We start from the raw sequence: 15,844 nt of genomic DNA on the forward strand, positions 1-15,844 counted from the left end.
AGCTGACTTAGCGATGCGATACAGTCAAGCGGTCAGGAAATCGACCATCGCCTGCCCCAACTCCTTGCGGGTGACAGCGTTCATGTGGTTGCCCGGCACCTCATAATAATGGCTGTCGGCCAGGATATCGGCCAGTTCATGCGCGCTGCCGTTGCTGTCGTCGTCCGCCCCGCAGATGACGGCCGTAGGCTGCCGGAAGCCCGCGATCACTTCCGCCGGCGTATCGACGAAGGTCTTGAGGATATTGAGCAACGCGACCGGATCGCCCTTTGTGGTCTTCAGGAACGCCTCGGTCATCCATTCCGACGTCCCCCGCTCGAACATGCCGAGGTTGGTGAGGACGTTGGTGTAATAGCCGCCATTGTCCAGCGTCTGCGTCAGCCCCCGCAGCCCCATGCCCGACAGGATCACCCGCCGCGGGCTCGCGCCCCGCGCCAGCATCCGCACGCTCGTCCGAGCGCCCAGCGAATAGCCGCCAAGGTCATAGTCGGTCAGGCCAAAATGCTCGACCACCGCCAGATTGTCGTGCGTCAGCGCATCGGCGGGATAGGCCGCCGGATCATGTGGCTTGCCGCTTTCCCCATGGCCGCGCAAATCCGGCAAGATCAACCGGAACCCCGCCTCCACCAGCTTCGCGGCATGACCATAGCGAATCCAGTTGGTCCAGGCATTGGAGAAATAGCCGTGGATCAGCATCAGATCCCGCCCTTCCCCCGCGACATGCACCGCGATCGGCAGGCCATCGAAGCCTTTTACCTCATGGCGTTCTAGGGGAAGGCCGGTCATCACAGTGATCCTCGTGCAAATAGACTAGGCGCGGACAGGCTCAGGTCGGCGGCGCCACAGAAGCGGCACAAGTGCGCATAAGCTGCCCAACTGCGCCAGCGCCATATCCTTTTGCGCGTCCCACATATCGCCCTGCTGTCCGTTATAATATTCGGCCATGTCGGGCGCTGCGATGATTGTCAGCAGCCATTCAAAGATTTCATACACCGCGCTGCCGAACCCAACCGCACAAAAAGCGAACAGGATCGCGAGCCGCTGCCTGACGCGACCGTAGCGCTCGACAATATGCCCGATCGGAAAGGTCAGCAGCGCGCCGAACGCGAAATGGACCAGCCGATCAAAGCCGTTGCGCTCCGCGCCGGTCAAGCCCGAAATATCCTTCCCGATCAGCACCCGCGCCCAGTCATCATAGGGCACATAACTGTAAATCCATCGCGCCGCGAAGGTGTGAAGCAGCAGGAACAACAGCAGACATGCCGCAGCCTTGTTTGAAATCGGCCATCGCCGCAGAAGCCATGGCGCCGCGATCCCCAAAGTTAGGGTCGGCCCATGGTGCAGCGGCGCAAGATCGGGATAGGGCTGCGCGACATTCGCCAGCGCCACCGTGGCAACCAGCAAGAGGATCATCCGGCGCTGCGCGAACGGAACGGCCTTCCACGTCCTGGCAGCGCCGGCGATCATCCTGCCGTCAGCCTTTCTTCAAATGCCGCCGCCCCAGCAGTTCCGCGATCTGCACGGCGTTCAGCGCCGCGCCCTTGCGGAGATTGTCGCTGACGCACCAGAGCGACAGGCCGTTGTCGACGGTCGAATCCTCGCGCACCCGGCTGATGAAGGTCGCATAGTCACCCACGCACTCGACCGGGGTGACATAGCCGCCATCTTCGCGCTTATCGACCAGCATGATCCCCGGCGCTTCGCGGAGGATATCCTGCGCTTGCCTAGCGGAGATTTCGTTCTCGAACTCGATGTTGATCGCTTCGGAGTGGCCGACGAACACGGGGACGCGCACGCAGGTCGCCGTCACCTTCACCTTGGGATCGAGGATCTTCTTCGTTTCCGCGACCATCTTCCATTCTTCCTTGGTCGATCCGTCGTCCAGGAAAACGTCGATATGCGGGATCACGTTGAACGCGATCTGCTTGGTGAACTTTTTGGGCTCTGCGGGATCGCCGACAAAGATGTTGCGGCTCTGCTCGAACAGCTCGTCCATGCCAGCCTTGCCCGCGCCCGACACCGACTGGTAGGTGGCGACCACCACGCGCTTGATCTTCGCCGCGTCATGCAGCGGCTTCAACGCCACGACCATCTGCGCCGTCGAGCAGTTGGGGTTGGCGATGATGTTTTTCTTGACGTAGCCGTCGATGGCATCCGGGTTCACCTCCGGCACCACCAGCGGCACGTCCGGGTCCATGCGGTAAAGCGACGAATTGTCGATCACCACGCAACCGGCCGCAGCCGCCTTGGGCGCATAGGTCGCCGTCGGGCCACTGCCCGCCGCGAACAGAGCGATGTCCCAGCCGGTAAAGTCGAAATGCTCGATATTCTTGCATTTGAGCGTCTTGCCGGTGTCACCGAAATCGATGTCGGTGCCCTGCGACCGGGGCGAAGCGACCGCCGCGATCTCGTCAATCGGGAACTCGCGCTCGGCGAGAATGGTCAGCATCTCGCGGCCCACATTTCCGGTGGCTCCCACGACGACGACCTTGTAACCCATGACTCAACACTCCACTCGTGCAAGGATTTGCGGGGCCGGCGCATAGCGGTCTGTCGCCATTTGTCCAGACAAATGGGCTTTCCCGCGCCCAATCGCGCCTTCGCCCCGGCCTTTATTGCGCGCCCGGCCCGACTCCGCGCCGCGCCAGGAAATCCTCGATCGTGCGCCACAGGTGCACGCTGATCTTCGGCCCGCCGACCCTGTGCGTCTGCCCCGGATAGACCATCAGTTCGAACGGCACCGCCGCGCCCTGCATCTTCGCCATCAGCGCGGTCGAATTGTCGAACACGACATTGTCGTCAGACATGCCGTGGATCAGCAGCAGCGGATCGCGGATCTTCACCGCATCCTCGATCGCGTCCGACGCCGGATAGGCGCTGGGTTTGTCTTGGGGCTGGCCTAGATAGCGCTCGGTATAATGGGTATCGTATAGCTCCCACTTCGTCACCGGCGCGCCGGCTACGGCGGCGGAAAACACACCCGGCGCCTTCTCCAGCAACTTCAGAGACATATAGCCGCCATAGGACCAGCCATAGGTCGCGATCCGCTTGGGATCGACGAAGGACTGGCTCTTGAGCCATTCCACACCCTTCAGCTGGTCGTCCACCTCGACAGAGCCCATGGCGCGGTAGAGTTGATCCTCGAACGCCTTGCCCCGATCGGGCGTACCGCGATTGTCGATCGCAAAGACGATCCAGCCGCGATCGACCAGATATTGGCTCAGCGCCCCGGACCAGCTGTTCGTCACCTGCCGTCCCGCGCCCGGCCCGCCATAATGGATCATGAAGACGGGATAGCGCTTCCCTGGCTCCAGCGGCGGCGTCATCATCTTGGTGTAGAGCGTCGACCCGTCCACCGCCTTCACCGTGCCGAATGTCGTTTTCACATGACTGGCGACATAGGGCGCATAGGGATGATCGCCCGTCAGCGCGTTCTGCGACAGCCATTGCAACTGCTTGCCCGCGCTGTCGGCCAGAAACACCTGCTTGGGCTGATCGCTATTCTGCCGCGTCACGATCACCCGGCTGGCTGCGCCGTCCATCACCGCATCGTTCCACCAGCCCTGCTGGGTCAACGCGCGGGGCGCTTCCGCCCGGACCAGCGACGTGACGTAGAGCTGCTGCTCCAGCGGCGTTTCCCGGTTGCCTGTGAAATAGACAAGGCCGCGCCCCTCATCCACGCCCGCCACGTCGCGCACTTCCCATGCGCCGCTGGTGAGCGCGGTCCATTTGTCCCCGGAGACACGATAAAGATGCCCATGCCCGCTCTTCTCCGACCACCACAGAAAACTCCCGTCCTTGAGCGGCCGGAAATTGTCGGAAAGATTGACCCATGTCTTCGCCGTCTCGGTCAGCACGACGCGCGCCTTGCCTGTCGTCGGATCGACCGCCAGCAGGTCGAGCCGCTTCTGGTCCCGGCTCTCGCGCTGGACGTAGAGGGTTCCGCCGTCCTTCGACCAGTTCACCCGCGCGAGATAAATGTCCTTCTCCGGCCCCAGATCGACCTTCACCTGCCCTGACCCGTCGGGCTTCATGACATAAAGGTCGACGATCGCATTGGGCGTTCCCGCCGCAGGATAGCGCTGGGTATAGACCTTGGTCCCCTCCCCGCCGATCGCGGTGCGGGTGACGGTGCCGACCGGGCTTTCGTCCACCCGTGCGACCGCGATCAGCCGGTCGTCGGGCGACCACCAGTATCCGGTGCGCCGGTCCATTTCCTCCTGCGCCACGAACTCGGCGACGCCCCAGCTCACCGTCTCGCTCGCGCCCGTCGTCACCTGCCGCTCGCTGCCGCCGATCGGCTGGACGAACAGATTGCCGCCGCGCACGAACGACACGAAGCCGCCCTTGGGGCTGACGACGCCGTTCAGTTCCCCGTCCGGCGTGTCGGTCAGCCGCGCGACCTTGCCGTCCAGCCCGGCGAGATAAAGGTCGCCATCGACCGGCACCAGTATGCTCTTCCCGTCCGGCGACCAGTCATAGCTGACGATGCCCGTGCTGCCCGCGACGCTCCGATCGCGCTCGCGCTGCATCTTTTCCGCTTCGCTGAGGTCCGCGCCGCTGCCGGTCCTCTTCGAATCGACGAGCATCCGTTCCCTGCCGGTGCGCGTGTCGATCGCCCACAGGTCCAGCCGCTCCTTGTCCTCCGCGCGCGGCTTCAGCAACGTCACCAGCGACCCGTCCGGCGACAATTTCAGCGCGCGCGGCTGCGGCCCGGAAAGGTCGGGGCTGGCGAACACCCGCTCCAGCGTCAGCTTTTCCTGAGCTTGGGCGATGGCGGGCACGGAGAGCGCCAGCAGAGCGGCGCCGGCTTTTAGATAGGGAGGCATGGTCGTCCTTTCGGCGCGGCCCGAAACGCCGCGATACAGGCCGCAGGCTTAGCGCGAGGCCGAAGAAAAGATCAATGCCGGGAAATAATCTGTCCTACCATGCCCCGCTGGGTCATGGTGGGCGCGACAGGGATTGAACCTGTGACCCCACCCGTGTGAAGGGTGTGCTCTACCGCTGAGCTACGCGCCCCCTGAAAGGAGGAGGCGGCCATTGGCATCGCCGGCGCGCCCTGTCAAGCAGGACCACGGCCGCCCGACGCAAAAGGGTTTTGTCGCGGCATCGTCACAGCTAAGAGGACGCTGAACCGACCCATCGAAGGACCAGACATCCATGCGCCCAGCCCTCACTCTCTTGATCGGAAGCCTGTTGCTGACCGCCTTGGCTGGCTGCAACACGGTCCAGGGCGTGGGCCGCGACATCGAATCGGTCGGCCGCGCCGGGCGCGACGTCATCCACTAAGCGCCCGCAATCCTACTGGAGGATGCGCCCGATCGCCGTCGCGTTTTTGCGCAAGCGAACGCCATCGCAGTCGGGCTCGCCACAATCGCACGCCTCGATCGCGTAGCGTACCCCGCACATCACCAATATGTCCTGATCGAAGCTATAGTTGGAAATCCCGGCGCGCTCGACCTTTTCCTGGGCTCTTGCTCTAAGGGACATGCGGGACTCCATGGAGGTTGATCGTCATTTTCCGTTGTGCACTGCACAATGTCAATCGGCCTGCCTTTGTTCCAACAGCTTTTGTCATGAATATGGTCGCCTAAAGCGCACGGCTCGCCGTACCCGCTGCCGCGGCTTGCGGAGCCGGCGCGCGCGACCCATATGGCGCGTCATGCAAGACACTGCCCGTTCCTCCATGCCGGTCTGGCATGGCACCACCATCATGTCGGTCCGCAAACATGGGAAGGTCGTCGTCGCTGGCGACGGTCAGGTCTCGATGGGCCAGACGGTGATGAAGCCCAACGCAAAGAAGGTGCGCCGCCTGCACGACGGCTCGGTCATCGGCGGCTTTGCCGGCGCGACCGCCGATGCCTTCACCCTGTTCGAGCGGCTCGAAGCCAAGCTGGAGCGCCACAACGGCCAGTTGATGCGCGCTGCGGTGGAACTCGCCAAGGACTGGCGCACCGACAAATATCTCCGCAACCTCGAAGCCATGATGATCGTCGCCGACAAGGACGTGACGCTGATCCTCACTGGCAATGGCGACGTGCTGGAGCCGGTAGGCGGCGTCGCCGCGATCGGATCGGGCGGCAACTTCGCCCTCGCCGCCGCCCGCGCGCTGGTCGATTATGAGGAGGACGCCGAAACCCTCGCGCGAAAGGCGATGGGCGTGGCCGCCGACATCTGCGTCTACACCAACGACCAGCTGACGATCGAAACGCTGGACAGCGCGAGCTGACACATAAAGCCCCTCCCCTTCAGGGGAGGGGTTGGGGTGGGGTCTAGCGGTCAAGCGCCCACCTACCCGGATAGACCCCACCCCCTACCTTTCCCGTGACAGGGGTTTGAGAGAAGATATGAACGACAACCTGACCCCCAAAGCCATCGTCGCCGCGCTCGACGCGCACATCATCGGTCAGCAGGACGCCAAGCGCGCCGTCGCGGTCGCGCTGCGCAACCGCTGGCGCCGCCAGCACCTGTCCGCCGACCTGCGCGATGAAGTGACGCCCAAGAATATCCTGATGATCGGCCCCACCGGCTGCGGCAAGACCGAGATCAGCCGCCGCCTCGCCAAACTGGCCGACGCCCCCTTTGTGAAGGTCGAGGCGACCAAGTTCACCGAGGTCGGCTATGTCGGCCGTGACGTTGAGCAGATCGTCCGCGACCTGGTCGAGGAAGCGGTGCGCCTCGAAAAGGACCGCCGCCGCGAAGCCGTCCGCGAAGCCGCGTCGGAAGCCGCCATGACCCGTCTGCTCGACGCCTTGACCGGCAAGGAAGCGAGCGAGGCCACCCGCCTCTCCTTCCGTCAGCGGATCGAGGGCGACCAGATGAACGATGTCGAGGTCGAGGTGGAAGTCGCCGACAGCCCCTCCATGCCGATGGAAATCCCCGGCATGGGCGGCCAGGTCGGCATGATTAACCTGTCCGACATGATGTCCAAGGCGTTCGGCCAGCAACAGAAGAAGCGCCGCAAGATGCGCGTCGCTGACGCCTGGGACAAGCTGGTCGAGGAGGAACAGGACAAGCGCCTCGACCAGGACGATGTCGCCCGCGTCGCCATCACCAGCGCCGAGCAGAATGGCATCGTCTTCCTCGACGAGATCGACAAGATCGCGGTCAGCGACGTGCGCGGCGGCTCCGTCAGCCGCGAAGGCGTTCAGCGCGACCTGCTGCCCCTGATCGAGGGGACCACCGTCTCGACCAAATATGGCCCGCTCAAGACCGACCATATCCTCTTCATCGCGTCGGGCGCCTTCCATGTCGCCAAGCCCAGCGACCTGCTGCCCGAACTCCAGGGCCGCCTGCCGATCCGCGTGGAATTGAAAGCGCTGACCGAGGAGGATTTCGTCGCCATCCTCTCTGACACGAAGGCCAGCCTGGTCACCCAATATCGCGCTCTGCTCGCCACGGAGGACGTCACGATCGACCTCACGCCGGACGGTATCCGCGCCGTCGCGAAGATCGCCGCCGAAGTGAACAGCGAAGTCGAAAATATCGGCGCCCGCCGCCTGCAGACGGTGATGGAGAAACTGCTGGAGGATGTGAGCTTCGACGCCGAAGACCGCCGCGGCGAAACGCTGGTCATCGACGCTGCCTATGTGGAGAAGCAGCTGGCCGCCGTGGCGCGGGATGCCGATTTGAGTAAGTATGTCCTCTAACTTGTTCCCCCTCCCGCAAGCGGGAGGGGGCTAGGGGGTGGGCGGCGCCACCTAGCGTAAGCCCACCCCGCTGCGACTAAATTCGCCTTCGGCTCATAAGTCTCGCTGCCCCTCCCGCATGCGGGAGGAGAGTGGATCACCTCAATAACTACGCCCCACCAGCACCCGCTCCACCGCCGGCACGCCGGTAAACACGCAAACCCCATCCGCCGCCGCCGCGTCCATCGGCACGTTGCGCAGCGTCAGCTTCTCGCCCTTCAACCACTGGACCACCTTCTCCAGCGCCTCGCCGGTCGGCTTGCTCCACTGCACCTCGGCCCAGCCGGGCTTCTTGCTTGCGGCGAAATAGGCTTTCAGGCCGTCCAACGTCGTCACCGACCGATCGATATTGCCGTCGAGCCGCGCCTTGGCGTCAGCGAACAACCCCGCCTGGATATCCTCCAGCATCGCCACCGCGCCGCCGACGAAATCGCCTTTGGCGATGATCGCGCTGTCGAGCTTCCCGTCCTCGCGATACAGCCGGTCCCGGCGGATCACCGACACATTGCCGCCCGCCACGTCGCGCCCGCCGACCTCGATCACGATCGGCGCGCCCTTCTTGACCCAGCCCCAGCGCTTGGTCGCCGCCTTGGCCGGGCGCTTGTCCAGCAGCGCGCGCACCGGCTCGCGGAACGCATCCAGCTCGTTCAGCGACGCCACCAGCTCGCCGCAATAATCGAGGATCGCCTGATCCTCGTCAGTGTCGCGCAGCATCGGCACGACGACGATCTGATGGGGCGCGATACGGGGCGGCACCCGCAGGCCGTCATCATCGCCATGTACCATGATGAGGCCGCCGATCATCCGGGTGGAGACGCCCCAGCTGGTCGTCTGCGCCAACTCCTGCTGCCCCTCGGCGTTCTGGAACTTGATGTTCTGCGCGGCGGAGAAAGTGGTGCCCAGGAAATGCGACGTGCCGGCTTGCAAAGCCTTGCCGTCCTGCATCATCGCCTCGATCGAATAGGTCGCGACCGCGCCGGGGAAGCGCTCATTCTCCGGCTTCTCGCCTGCGATCACCGGCAGCGCGACGCAATCCTCGGCAAATTCGCGATAGACTTCGAGCATCTTGAGCGTCTCGTCCATAGCCTCGTCGACCGTGGCGTGGGCGGTATGTCCCTCCTGCCACAGGAATTCGGCGGTCCGCAGGAACATGCGCGTCCGCATTTCCCAGCGCACGACGTTCGCCCACTGGTTGATCAGCACGGGCAGGTCGCGCCACGACTGCACCCAGCGGCTGAACGCCGCGCCGATCACCGTCTCCGACGTTGGCCGCACGACCAGCGGCTCCTCCAGCTTCGCGTCGGGGTCGGGAACCAGCTTGCCGTCCTTCTGGATCAGCCGGTGATGCGTGACGACCGCCATTTCCTTGGCGAAGCCGTCGACATGCTCGGCCTCCTTCTCGAAGTAGGACAGCGGGATGAACAGCGGGAAATAGCAATTCTCGTGGCCCGTCGCCTTGATCCGCGCGTCGAGCAGGGTCTGCATCCGCTCCCATATGCCATAGCCCCACGGCCGGATGACCATGCAGCCGCGCACGCCGCTCTCTTCGGCCATGTCGGCTTCGGAAATGACGGCCTGATACCAGGCGGCGAAATCCTGGTCGCGGGTGACGGATAGGGCGTGCTTCACGGGGCGGTAACCTTAGCAATGCGATAAAAAGATGGCGCGCCATAGGCCAGACGCGCCACCTGTGTCGACCCCCGGCGCGACGCGCCCGTGCCACGATCAGCCCACCGCCACGCCCATCCGCTCTAACCAGGCCATGGCTTGTTTCGGCTCGCCGACCGCGTCCGCTGCCACCGGGCCTCGCGCAGCCAGGAATTGTTGGTGAAGGTCGAAGGGGTCCATCGCCAGTTGCCCGCGCAGTCGATCGATATCGCCGGCCAGTTCGTCCAGCTGATCGAGCGCCGGTCGGGCGGCGGCGCGGGAATAGCGGTCGGAATTATGCCCGAACAGCCCCCAACGGCCCGCCGCCGTCGCGCGCAAAGCGGCGATCAACGCTGCGCGATAATCGTCCTCCATCTCGACCCGGCGACCGTCCAGCCGCTCCAGACGGTCCGCCTTTGCCATCTCGCGATCAGCTCAACTTGTCGATCTTGGCGTTTAGCGCGGCGAGCTGCGCCTTCAGCTCGGCGATTTCGTCGTCCTTGCTGTCGTCGCTCGCGGACGATGCCGGCGGGGTCACGCCGGGCATGCCCGGCATGCCCGGCATCCCGGGCATGGTCGTACCGAACGCGCTCGCCGCCGCCTCGAACATCTGCATGTTGCGCTTGGCGATCTCGGCCAGCGGGCCGCCGCCGAACGCGCCCTTCATCGCTTCCTGGAACTGCTGCTGGTTCTTGCGGAATGCGTCCATCGATGCTTCGAGATATTGCGGCACCATCGACTGCATCGAATCGCCATACATGGCGATCAGCTGGCGCAGGAAATTGACCGGCAGCATATTTTTGCCCCGCTGCTCTTCCTCCATGATGATCTGGGTCAGCACATTGTGCGTGATATCCTCGCCCGTCTTGGCATCCACCACCACGAACTCGCGCCCCTCGCGCGTCATCTGCGACAGCAGATCGAGCGTGATATAGCTTGACGTCTCTGTATTATAGAGCCGCCTGTTGGCGTATTTCTTGATAACGACCGGTTCGGTTTCACTGGCGGTCTTGGATTTGGGCATGGATTCCTCTCCCTCACCTGCGTTTTCCGCGTTAGCACAAATCGTTGCCGCACCGCAACATGGGCCGCGCCCATTGCCCCTCTTTCTCAATATTTTATGGCGCGAAACCGAAGGCGACGCCGCTCTGCGCCGCCGCGCCTTCGCAGGGTTGCGGCGGTATCAGCAGGCGCCGCGCCCGCCCACGCCGCCGGCGATGCCGTGCGTCGCCACCGCCGGCCCAGCCCGTTTGCTGCGCTATGGCGCGCAGCAGGACAAGCATCCCGTTGTTTTCGTGCCCTCGCTCATCAATCCGCCACAGGTGCTCGACCTGTCGGAAAGCCGATCCATGCTGCGCCACATAAGTGCGGCAGGTCACGACGCCTATCTCATCGACTGGGGCGCGCCGGGGCCGGAGGATGCGATGCTCGGCCTCGACCGGCATGTCACCGATCGCCTCCTGCCGCTCCTCGCCACCCTGACCCGCCCGCCGATCCTCGTCGGCTATTGCCTCGGCGGCACTCTCGCGCTCGGCGCGGCCGCGCTGCGCCCTTTCCCCGCCGTCGCCACCGTCGCGACCCCTTGGCGGTTCGACGGCTTTCCGCAAGCCGACCGCGATCTCGTCACAGGCCTATGGGACAAGGCAAAAGTGACCTGTGCACGGCTTGGCTACGTCCCGATGGAGGTGCTGCAATCGGGCTTCTGGGCGATGGACCCGGCGCGCACCATTCGAAAATACGCCGCCTTCGCCGATGCCGATCCCGGCTCCGACGCGGAACGCGCCTTCCTGGCGGTGGAGGATTGGGCCAATGGCGGCGCGCCGCTGACCCATGCCGCCGGCCGCGACCTGTTCGAGTCATTCTACGGCGCCAACGCCAGCGGGTCGGGCGCATGGCGGATCGACGGCCAGCCTGTCGATCCCCCGGCGCTCACCTGCCCCACCCTCTCGATCGTCTCGACCAGCGACCGGATCGTCCCCGCCGCCGCCGGCCCCGCCCTTGTCGACCAGCGCAGCCTTTCGCTTGGCCATGTCGGCATGGTGGCCGGCGGACGGGCGCAGTCATCCCTTTGGGAACCCCTGTCCGGATGGCTTTCCAGCCACGGCGGCTGATGCTATGTGCACCTGCGAAAAGACCCCGCAGGCATGAGGATCAGCACCTTGTCAGATATCGTCATCACCGCCGCCAAGCGCACCCCGGTCGGCAGCTTCCTCGGCGCTTATGCCACCACGCCGGCGCATGTCCTGGGCCAGACCGCGATCGTGGCGGCGCTGGAACAGGCCGGGGTTGCGGCTGACGAGGTGGACGAAGTCATCCTCGGCCACGTCCTCACCGCCGGCCTCGGCCAGAACCCGGCGCGCCAGGCCGCCGTCGCCGCCGGTATCCCGACCGATCGCACCGCCTTCGCCATCAACCAGGTCTGCGGCTCGGGCCTGCGCGCCGTGGCGCTCGCGGCGCAGGCGATCGCCAATGGCGACGCGCACATCATGGTGGCCGGCGGTCAGGAGAATATGTCGCTTGCCCCCCACGCCCAGTTCCTGCGCGCTGGCCAGAAGATGGGCAATGTCTCCCTGGTCGACACAATGATCGTCGACGGGCTTACCGACGCCTTCAACGCCTATCATATGGGCATCACCGCTGAAAATCTGGCGGAGAAATATCAGATCGGCCGCGAAGCGCAGGACGAATTCGCCGTCGCCAGCCAGACCAAGGCGTCGGCCGCCCGCGCGTCGGGCCGCTTCAAGGACGAAATCGTGCCGGTGACGGTCAAGGGCCGCAAGGGCGACACCATCGTCGACGCCGACGAATATATCCGTGACGGCGCTACGGTCGAGGGGATGCAGGGCCTGAAACCCGCTTTCAAGAAGGACGGCACCGTCACCGCTGGCAACGCCAGCGGGTTGAACGACGGCGCGGCCGCGCTCGTGCTTATGACCGCCGACGAAGCCGCCCGGCGCGGTGCGACCGTGCTCGGCCGCATCGCCGCCTTTGCGACCTGCGGCGTCGATCCCTCGATCATGGGCATCGGCCCGGCTCCCGCCAGCCGCAAGGCGCTGGCGAAGGCGGGCTGGTCGGTGGCCGATCTCGATCTCATCGAAGCCAACGAGGCCTTCGCCGCGCAGGCGCTCGCCGTTGGTCAGGAACTGGGCTGGGACGCGGAGAAGGTCAATGTGAACGGCGGCGCGATCGCTATCGGCCACCCCATCGGCGCGTCCGGCGCGCGCGTGCTGACCACCCTGCTCTACGAAATGGGCAAGCGCGACGCGAAGAAGGGTCTCGCCACCCTCTGCATCGGCGGCGGCATGGGCGTCGCCATGGCGATCGAGCGCTGATCACCGAAAAGGGACATTAGCCTCCCGTTCAGCTAGACCTCGGCACAAGGGGCGTCATGGCGAACGACAACGACATGATGGTCGGACTGAGTCGGCTTGGTTTTGGCGCATGGAGCGGCATAGGAGCGCCGCCTAACCGGACGGCGTGGCTGGACGCAGCATTGAAGGCCGCCGCTCTCTTCGGGATTAGATGAGCATCGGCATCGCCGCGCGGAAGGCCAAGCTTGGCGGATGTGACCAGCAGGGCCGCCATACTGGCCGGCTGGAGCGTCAACCTGAACCCCGCTAGTCCCAAGTGCGGCACCGTCATGTTCAACCCGCGCCGGCACGAGCCTGGGGCCAAGACCCTTCTGGGCCAGAAACTGCCGGACGAAGGGCCGGATCAGTTGCGCCGCGCGCTGACCCTGCTCGCCAACCACCCGTCCACCGCACACAACGTCTCGACACGGATGCTGCGCAGCTTCGTCGGCGACTCGGCGCGACCGGCGGATATCGCGATGCTTTCGCGCAGCTTCCAGCAGTCGCAAGGCGATCTGCGCGAAGTCACGCGCACGATGCTGTCGCTCGACGCGATCTGGACCGAGCCGCCGCGCAAATTGCGCCAGCCGATCGAGCTACTGCATATCGCCGCCGGTATCGTCCATGCCGTTCCCTCGCCCATGGATGTCGGGCGCGCGCTTGCCGCCATGGGCCAGCCCTCGCTCTAGGCGCCGCCGCCCAAGGGATGGCCGGAAGGCGACAATAGCTGGCTGCTGTCGGATGGGATCAAGAGCCGTCTCGACTGGGCGGCGGATCTCGGTCGGCGCTTCGGTGACCGGGTCGATACGCCCCGCATCGCGACGGGCGCAACCGGATGGCAGCTGACAGATGAGACCGCGACCGCGATCCGTCGCGCTGCCACGCCGCAGCAGGCTTTGGCGCTGCTGCTCATGAGCCCCGAGATTCAGCGGAGATGAGCATGATCCTTCACCGTCGTGACATGCTGACGGGTGCCGCGCTGCTTGCTGGTTCCGCCTTGATCCCCCGCGCCGCCATCGCCGCCGACGGCAGGGATCGGCGGCTCGTAGTCGTGATGCTGCGCGGCGGGATGGACGGCCTTGCCGCGATCATGCCGCTCGGCGATCCAGCTTTCGCCGCGTTGCGCCCTGATCAAGATCGCGCCGGCTCTCTGCCGCTCGACTCCTTGTTTCACGCCAATGCCGCGCTGCCGACCCTCGCGGCGATGGTTCGCGGCAAGGAAGCCTTGGTTTTTCACGCGGCCGCTTCGCCCTATCGGGGGCGGTCGCATTTCGACGCGCAGGAGGTGATGGAAAGCGGCCTGCCCCGCGCCGGCGGCGCCGACACCGGCTGGCTCAACCGCGCGCTCCCCGCCATTCCAATGGTCGCTCGCGAAAAGACCGATGCGGTGGCCGTGGCAGCCACCACGCCGCTGCTGCTGCGGGGGCCGGCGCCGGTGGAAAGCTGGTAGCCGCAAGTGCTGCCCTATGCCGATCCCGACCTGTGCGAGCGGCTCCTTGCGCTCTACGCCGCGCGCGATCCCGCGCTGGCGCAGGCATTGCAGAACGGCATTGGCGTCGATGCCTTTCTCGGCGCCGAGGGTGAGACGGACGGACGCAAGGCCGCCGCTGCCTCGCCGGCGGGCTTCCCGTCCGCTCCGGGCGTAAGCGATGCCGCGCTGCTCGAAGCCCGCGATTTGCGCCCGACCACTGACATACGCTCCGTCATGAAAGGCGTGTTGCAGGACAGCTTCGGAATGAGCCGGAAGACGCTGGACGGCACTATTTTTCCCGATAACGGCGGGATCAATCCCCTGGCGGGACTGATCCGGGCCTGACTTACTGGCATCATAAAATCGTTCGAAATCAAGTGTTGTTGCACCGCAATGCGGTGCTTAAACGTGCCCCCGTGACAGGGGGCATGCATGGAACCGACTGAAAAGACCATCTCCAACAAATTGATGGCTTTGTGGAAACAGCGGGATTTTGAAGTTGCCCAGGCCTACGCGGAAGAGCTTCGGGGTGAAGGCGGCCAGTGGGAAGACGTCTTGCGAAGCTTCAATGCCTTGTGGGAACTGGAGCATCTGGCCGCCGCCAACGACGTGCCTGATCGGTTTCGTCCCCGGATCTGGTGGATGCGAGGGCCTTATCCCGGCAATTTCGGCGATATCCTGACGCCCTATGTGCTGTGGAATGCCTTTCGGGTCATCCCCCGCTGGACTCCGTATAATCAGGCCCAGGGTCTATGCATCGGGAGCATCGCGAAATTCAGCCGCCCCGGATCGAAAATGTGGGGTACGGGAATGCCGCGCGCGACCGATCCGCTGGCGGCAGATGCCGTCTGGGCTGCTGTGCGCGGTCCGCTTTCGCGCGATGCGGTGCTGGCCGCCGGCGGCGATGTTCCAGAAATCTACGGCGACGGCGCGGTCCTGTTGCCCGAAATTTATGCGCCGGAAGTTGAGAAAATCTATCGCGTCGGCATCATTCCCCATGTGCTTCAGGAGCAGCAACTGCGGGAGGCACTGGAAAGAAGTGGAAAGGCCGACGGGGTGAAGATCATCTCGCTGTTGGCGGCTAGCTTCGACGACATAGAGCGGGTCATTCGCGATATCCTGTCCTGCAGCGAAATCGTATCGACCTCGCTGCACGGGGTCATCGTGTCCCATGCTTATGGTGTGCCATGCCAGTCGGCCCGCGTTGTCAAGCCGGGTGAGGACGCGGAAGATTCATTTAAGATGCGAGATTACAAGATGTCGGTCGGCCTGGACGATAATCCGATCGGCATTCCGGAACAGTTCGACTCGGTTGAGTGGCTGGACGACCGGCAGTGCGTGCTGCCGCCCGGCCGGATCGACACCAAAGCCCTGCGCGCCGCTTTCCCTTTCGTTACACCGGCGAAGGAAAGGAGCGGCAGAGCAGGAGAAATTCGGGACAATTGACCTGCAAAGCGCTCCCACAACGCCGCCCCACCATATCGCGAATCTGCGGATTGAGGCGGATAGCTTCGCTGCGCGCAACGCCAAGCCTAAGGCAGCCGGGGGTAACGGACATTTGGACGTATTTACTGATGCGCGCAGCCAAATATAGAAAGCGACGGCCACTTCCTCCTGTACCGATCCAGCACGGTCGACAACTTCAATCCCGAGCCGGCTGTTACGTTGGACGTGGCTTTCGCCGCCAA

16 protein-coding genes, 1 tRNA gene and 1 pseudogene are annotated in these 15,844 nt (G+C 64.6%); 9 read left to right on the top strand and 9 right to left on the bottom strand.

The annotated features are described in order from the left end of the window. Positions 1-24: 24 nt before the first annotated feature. The 5 genes from ACETPF_RS17470 to ACETPF_RS17490 all read right to left on the bottom strand — a co-directional run bounded on the left by ACETPF_RS17470 (position 25) and on the right by ACETPF_RS17490 (position 5,019). The gene (locus tag ACETPF_RS17470; protein ID WP_373935847.1) at positions 25-786 is read right to left on the bottom strand and encodes an alpha/beta fold hydrolase; all 762 of its coding nucleotides are present in this window, start codon (positions 784-786) and stop codon (positions 25-27) included. 24 nt (positions 787-810) lie between these two features. After that, the gene (locus tag ACETPF_RS17475) at positions 811-1,467 is read right to left on the bottom strand and encodes a DUF2238 domain-containing protein (protein ID WP_373935848.1); all 657 of its coding nucleotides are present in this window, start codon (positions 1,465-1,467) and stop codon (positions 811-813) included. A 7-nt stretch (positions 1,468-1,474) separates the two neighbouring features. Further along, the gene (locus ACETPF_RS17480; RefSeq protein WP_373935849.1) at positions 1,475-2,500 is read right to left on the bottom strand and encodes an aspartate-semialdehyde dehydrogenase; all 1,026 of its coding nucleotides are present in this window, start codon (positions 2,498-2,500) and stop codon (positions 1,475-1,477) included. A 112-nt stretch (positions 2,501-2,612) separates the two neighbouring features. Further along, on the bottom strand, positions 2,613-4,829 hold the full coding sequence (locus ACETPF_RS17485) for a S9 family peptidase (RefSeq protein ID WP_373935851.1): 2,217 nt from the start codon (positions 4,827-4,829) through the stop codon (positions 2,613-2,615). 115 nt (positions 4,830-4,944) lie between these two features. Then, a tRNA-Val gene (locus ACETPF_RS17490) sits at positions 4,945-5,019 on the bottom strand. A 141-nt stretch (positions 5,020-5,160) separates the two neighbouring features. Here ACETPF_RS17490 and ACETPF_RS17495 point away from each other — a divergent pair. Continuing rightward, positions 5,161-5,289: an entericidin A/B family lipoprotein gene (locus tag ACETPF_RS17495; RefSeq protein ID WP_373935853.1), complete on the top strand. Its 129-nt coding sequence runs from the start codon at positions 5,161-5,163 to the stop codon at positions 5,287-5,289. 12 nt (positions 5,290-5,301) lie between these two features. Here the strand turns inward: ACETPF_RS17495 and ACETPF_RS17500 are convergent, their stop codons facing one another. Further along, positions 5,302-5,490 carry a hypothetical protein gene (locus ACETPF_RS17500; RefSeq protein WP_373935854.1) on the bottom strand — a complete coding sequence of 63 codons (189 nt, stop codon included), beginning with the start codon at positions 5,488-5,490 and terminating at the stop codon, positions 5,302-5,304. Between the two features lie 172 nt (positions 5,491-5,662). Here ACETPF_RS17500 and hslV point away from each other — a divergent pair, with 172 nt between their 5' ends. Both hslV and hslU read left to right on the top strand, forming a co-directional pair. After that, complete coding sequence (hslV, locus tag ACETPF_RS17505) at positions 5,663-6,229, top strand: ATP-dependent protease subunit HslV (RefSeq protein WP_373935856.1); 567 nt, start codon at positions 5,663-5,665, stop codon at positions 6,227-6,229. A 118-nt stretch (positions 6,230-6,347) separates the two neighbouring features. Then, the gene (hslU, locus tag ACETPF_RS17510) at positions 6,348-7,649 is read left to right on the top strand and encodes an ATP-dependent protease ATPase subunit HslU (protein WP_373935858.1); all 1,302 of its coding nucleotides are present in this window, start codon (positions 6,348-6,350) and stop codon (positions 7,647-7,649) included. Between the two features lie 141 nt (positions 7,650-7,790). Here the strand turns inward: hslU and ACETPF_RS17515 are convergent, their stop codons facing one another. The 3 genes from ACETPF_RS17515 to phaR all read right to left on the bottom strand — a co-directional run bounded on the left by ACETPF_RS17515 (position 7,791) and on the right by phaR (position 10,359). Next, positions 7,791-9,317, bottom strand: a complete 1,527-nt coding sequence (locus ACETPF_RS17515) for an aminoacyl--tRNA ligase-related protein (RefSeq protein WP_373935859.1) — start codon at positions 9,315-9,317, stop codon at positions 7,791-7,793. A 96-nt stretch (positions 9,318-9,413) separates the two neighbouring features. Beyond that, positions 9,414-9,758, bottom strand: coding sequence for a hypothetical protein (locus ACETPF_RS17520; RefSeq protein WP_373935860.1), 345 nt, complete (start codon positions 9,756-9,758; stop codon positions 9,414-9,416). A gap of 7 nt (positions 9,759-9,765) precedes the next feature. Beyond that, positions 9,766-10,359, bottom strand: coding sequence for a polyhydroxyalkanoate synthesis repressor PhaR (gene phaR, locus ACETPF_RS17525; RefSeq protein WP_373935862.1), 594 nt, complete (start codon positions 10,357-10,359; stop codon positions 9,766-9,768). Here phaR and ACETPF_RS17530 point away from each other — a divergent pair. The 6 genes and pseudogenes from ACETPF_RS17530 to ACETPF_RS17555 all read left to right on the top strand — a co-directional run bounded on the left by ACETPF_RS17530 (position 10,358) and on the right by ACETPF_RS17555 (position 15,602). Further along, positions 10,358-11,446, top strand: coding sequence for an alpha/beta hydrolase (locus tag ACETPF_RS17530; RefSeq protein ID WP_373935863.1), 1,089 nt, complete (start codon positions 10,358-10,360; stop codon positions 11,444-11,446). The two genes, phaR and ACETPF_RS17530, sit on opposite strands and share 2 nt — an antisense overlap. A gap of 48 nt (positions 11,447-11,494) precedes the next feature. Further along, complete coding sequence (locus ACETPF_RS17535) at positions 11,495-12,667, top strand: acetyl-CoA C-acetyltransferase (protein ID WP_373935924.1); 1,173 nt, start codon at positions 11,495-11,497, stop codon at positions 12,665-12,667. A gap of 233 nt (positions 12,668-12,900) precedes the next feature. Further along, positions 12,901-13,623: pseudogene (locus ACETPF_RS17540) on the top strand (DUF1800 family protein). A gap of 2 nt (positions 13,624-13,625) precedes the next feature. Beyond that, entirely contained in the window at positions 13,626-14,135 is a 510-nt protein-coding gene (locus ACETPF_RS17545) for a DUF1501 domain-containing protein (RefSeq protein ID WP_373935865.1), read from the top strand. A gap of 6 nt (positions 14,136-14,141) precedes the next feature. Then, entirely contained in the window at positions 14,142-14,501 is a 360-nt protein-coding gene (locus ACETPF_RS17550; RefSeq protein WP_373935867.1) for a hypothetical protein, read from the top strand. Positions 14,502-14,588: 87 nt separating this feature from the next. Then, positions 14,589-15,602, top strand: a complete 1,014-nt coding sequence (locus tag ACETPF_RS17555; protein ID WP_373935869.1) for a polysaccharide pyruvyl transferase family protein — start codon at positions 14,589-14,591, stop codon at positions 15,600-15,602. Positions 15,603-15,844: the final 242 nt, after the last annotated feature.

Source organism: Sphingobium agrisoli, from assembly GCF_041877245.1.
Classification (GTDB): domain Bacteria; phylum Pseudomonadota; class Alphaproteobacteria; order Sphingomonadales; family Sphingomonadaceae; genus Sphingobium.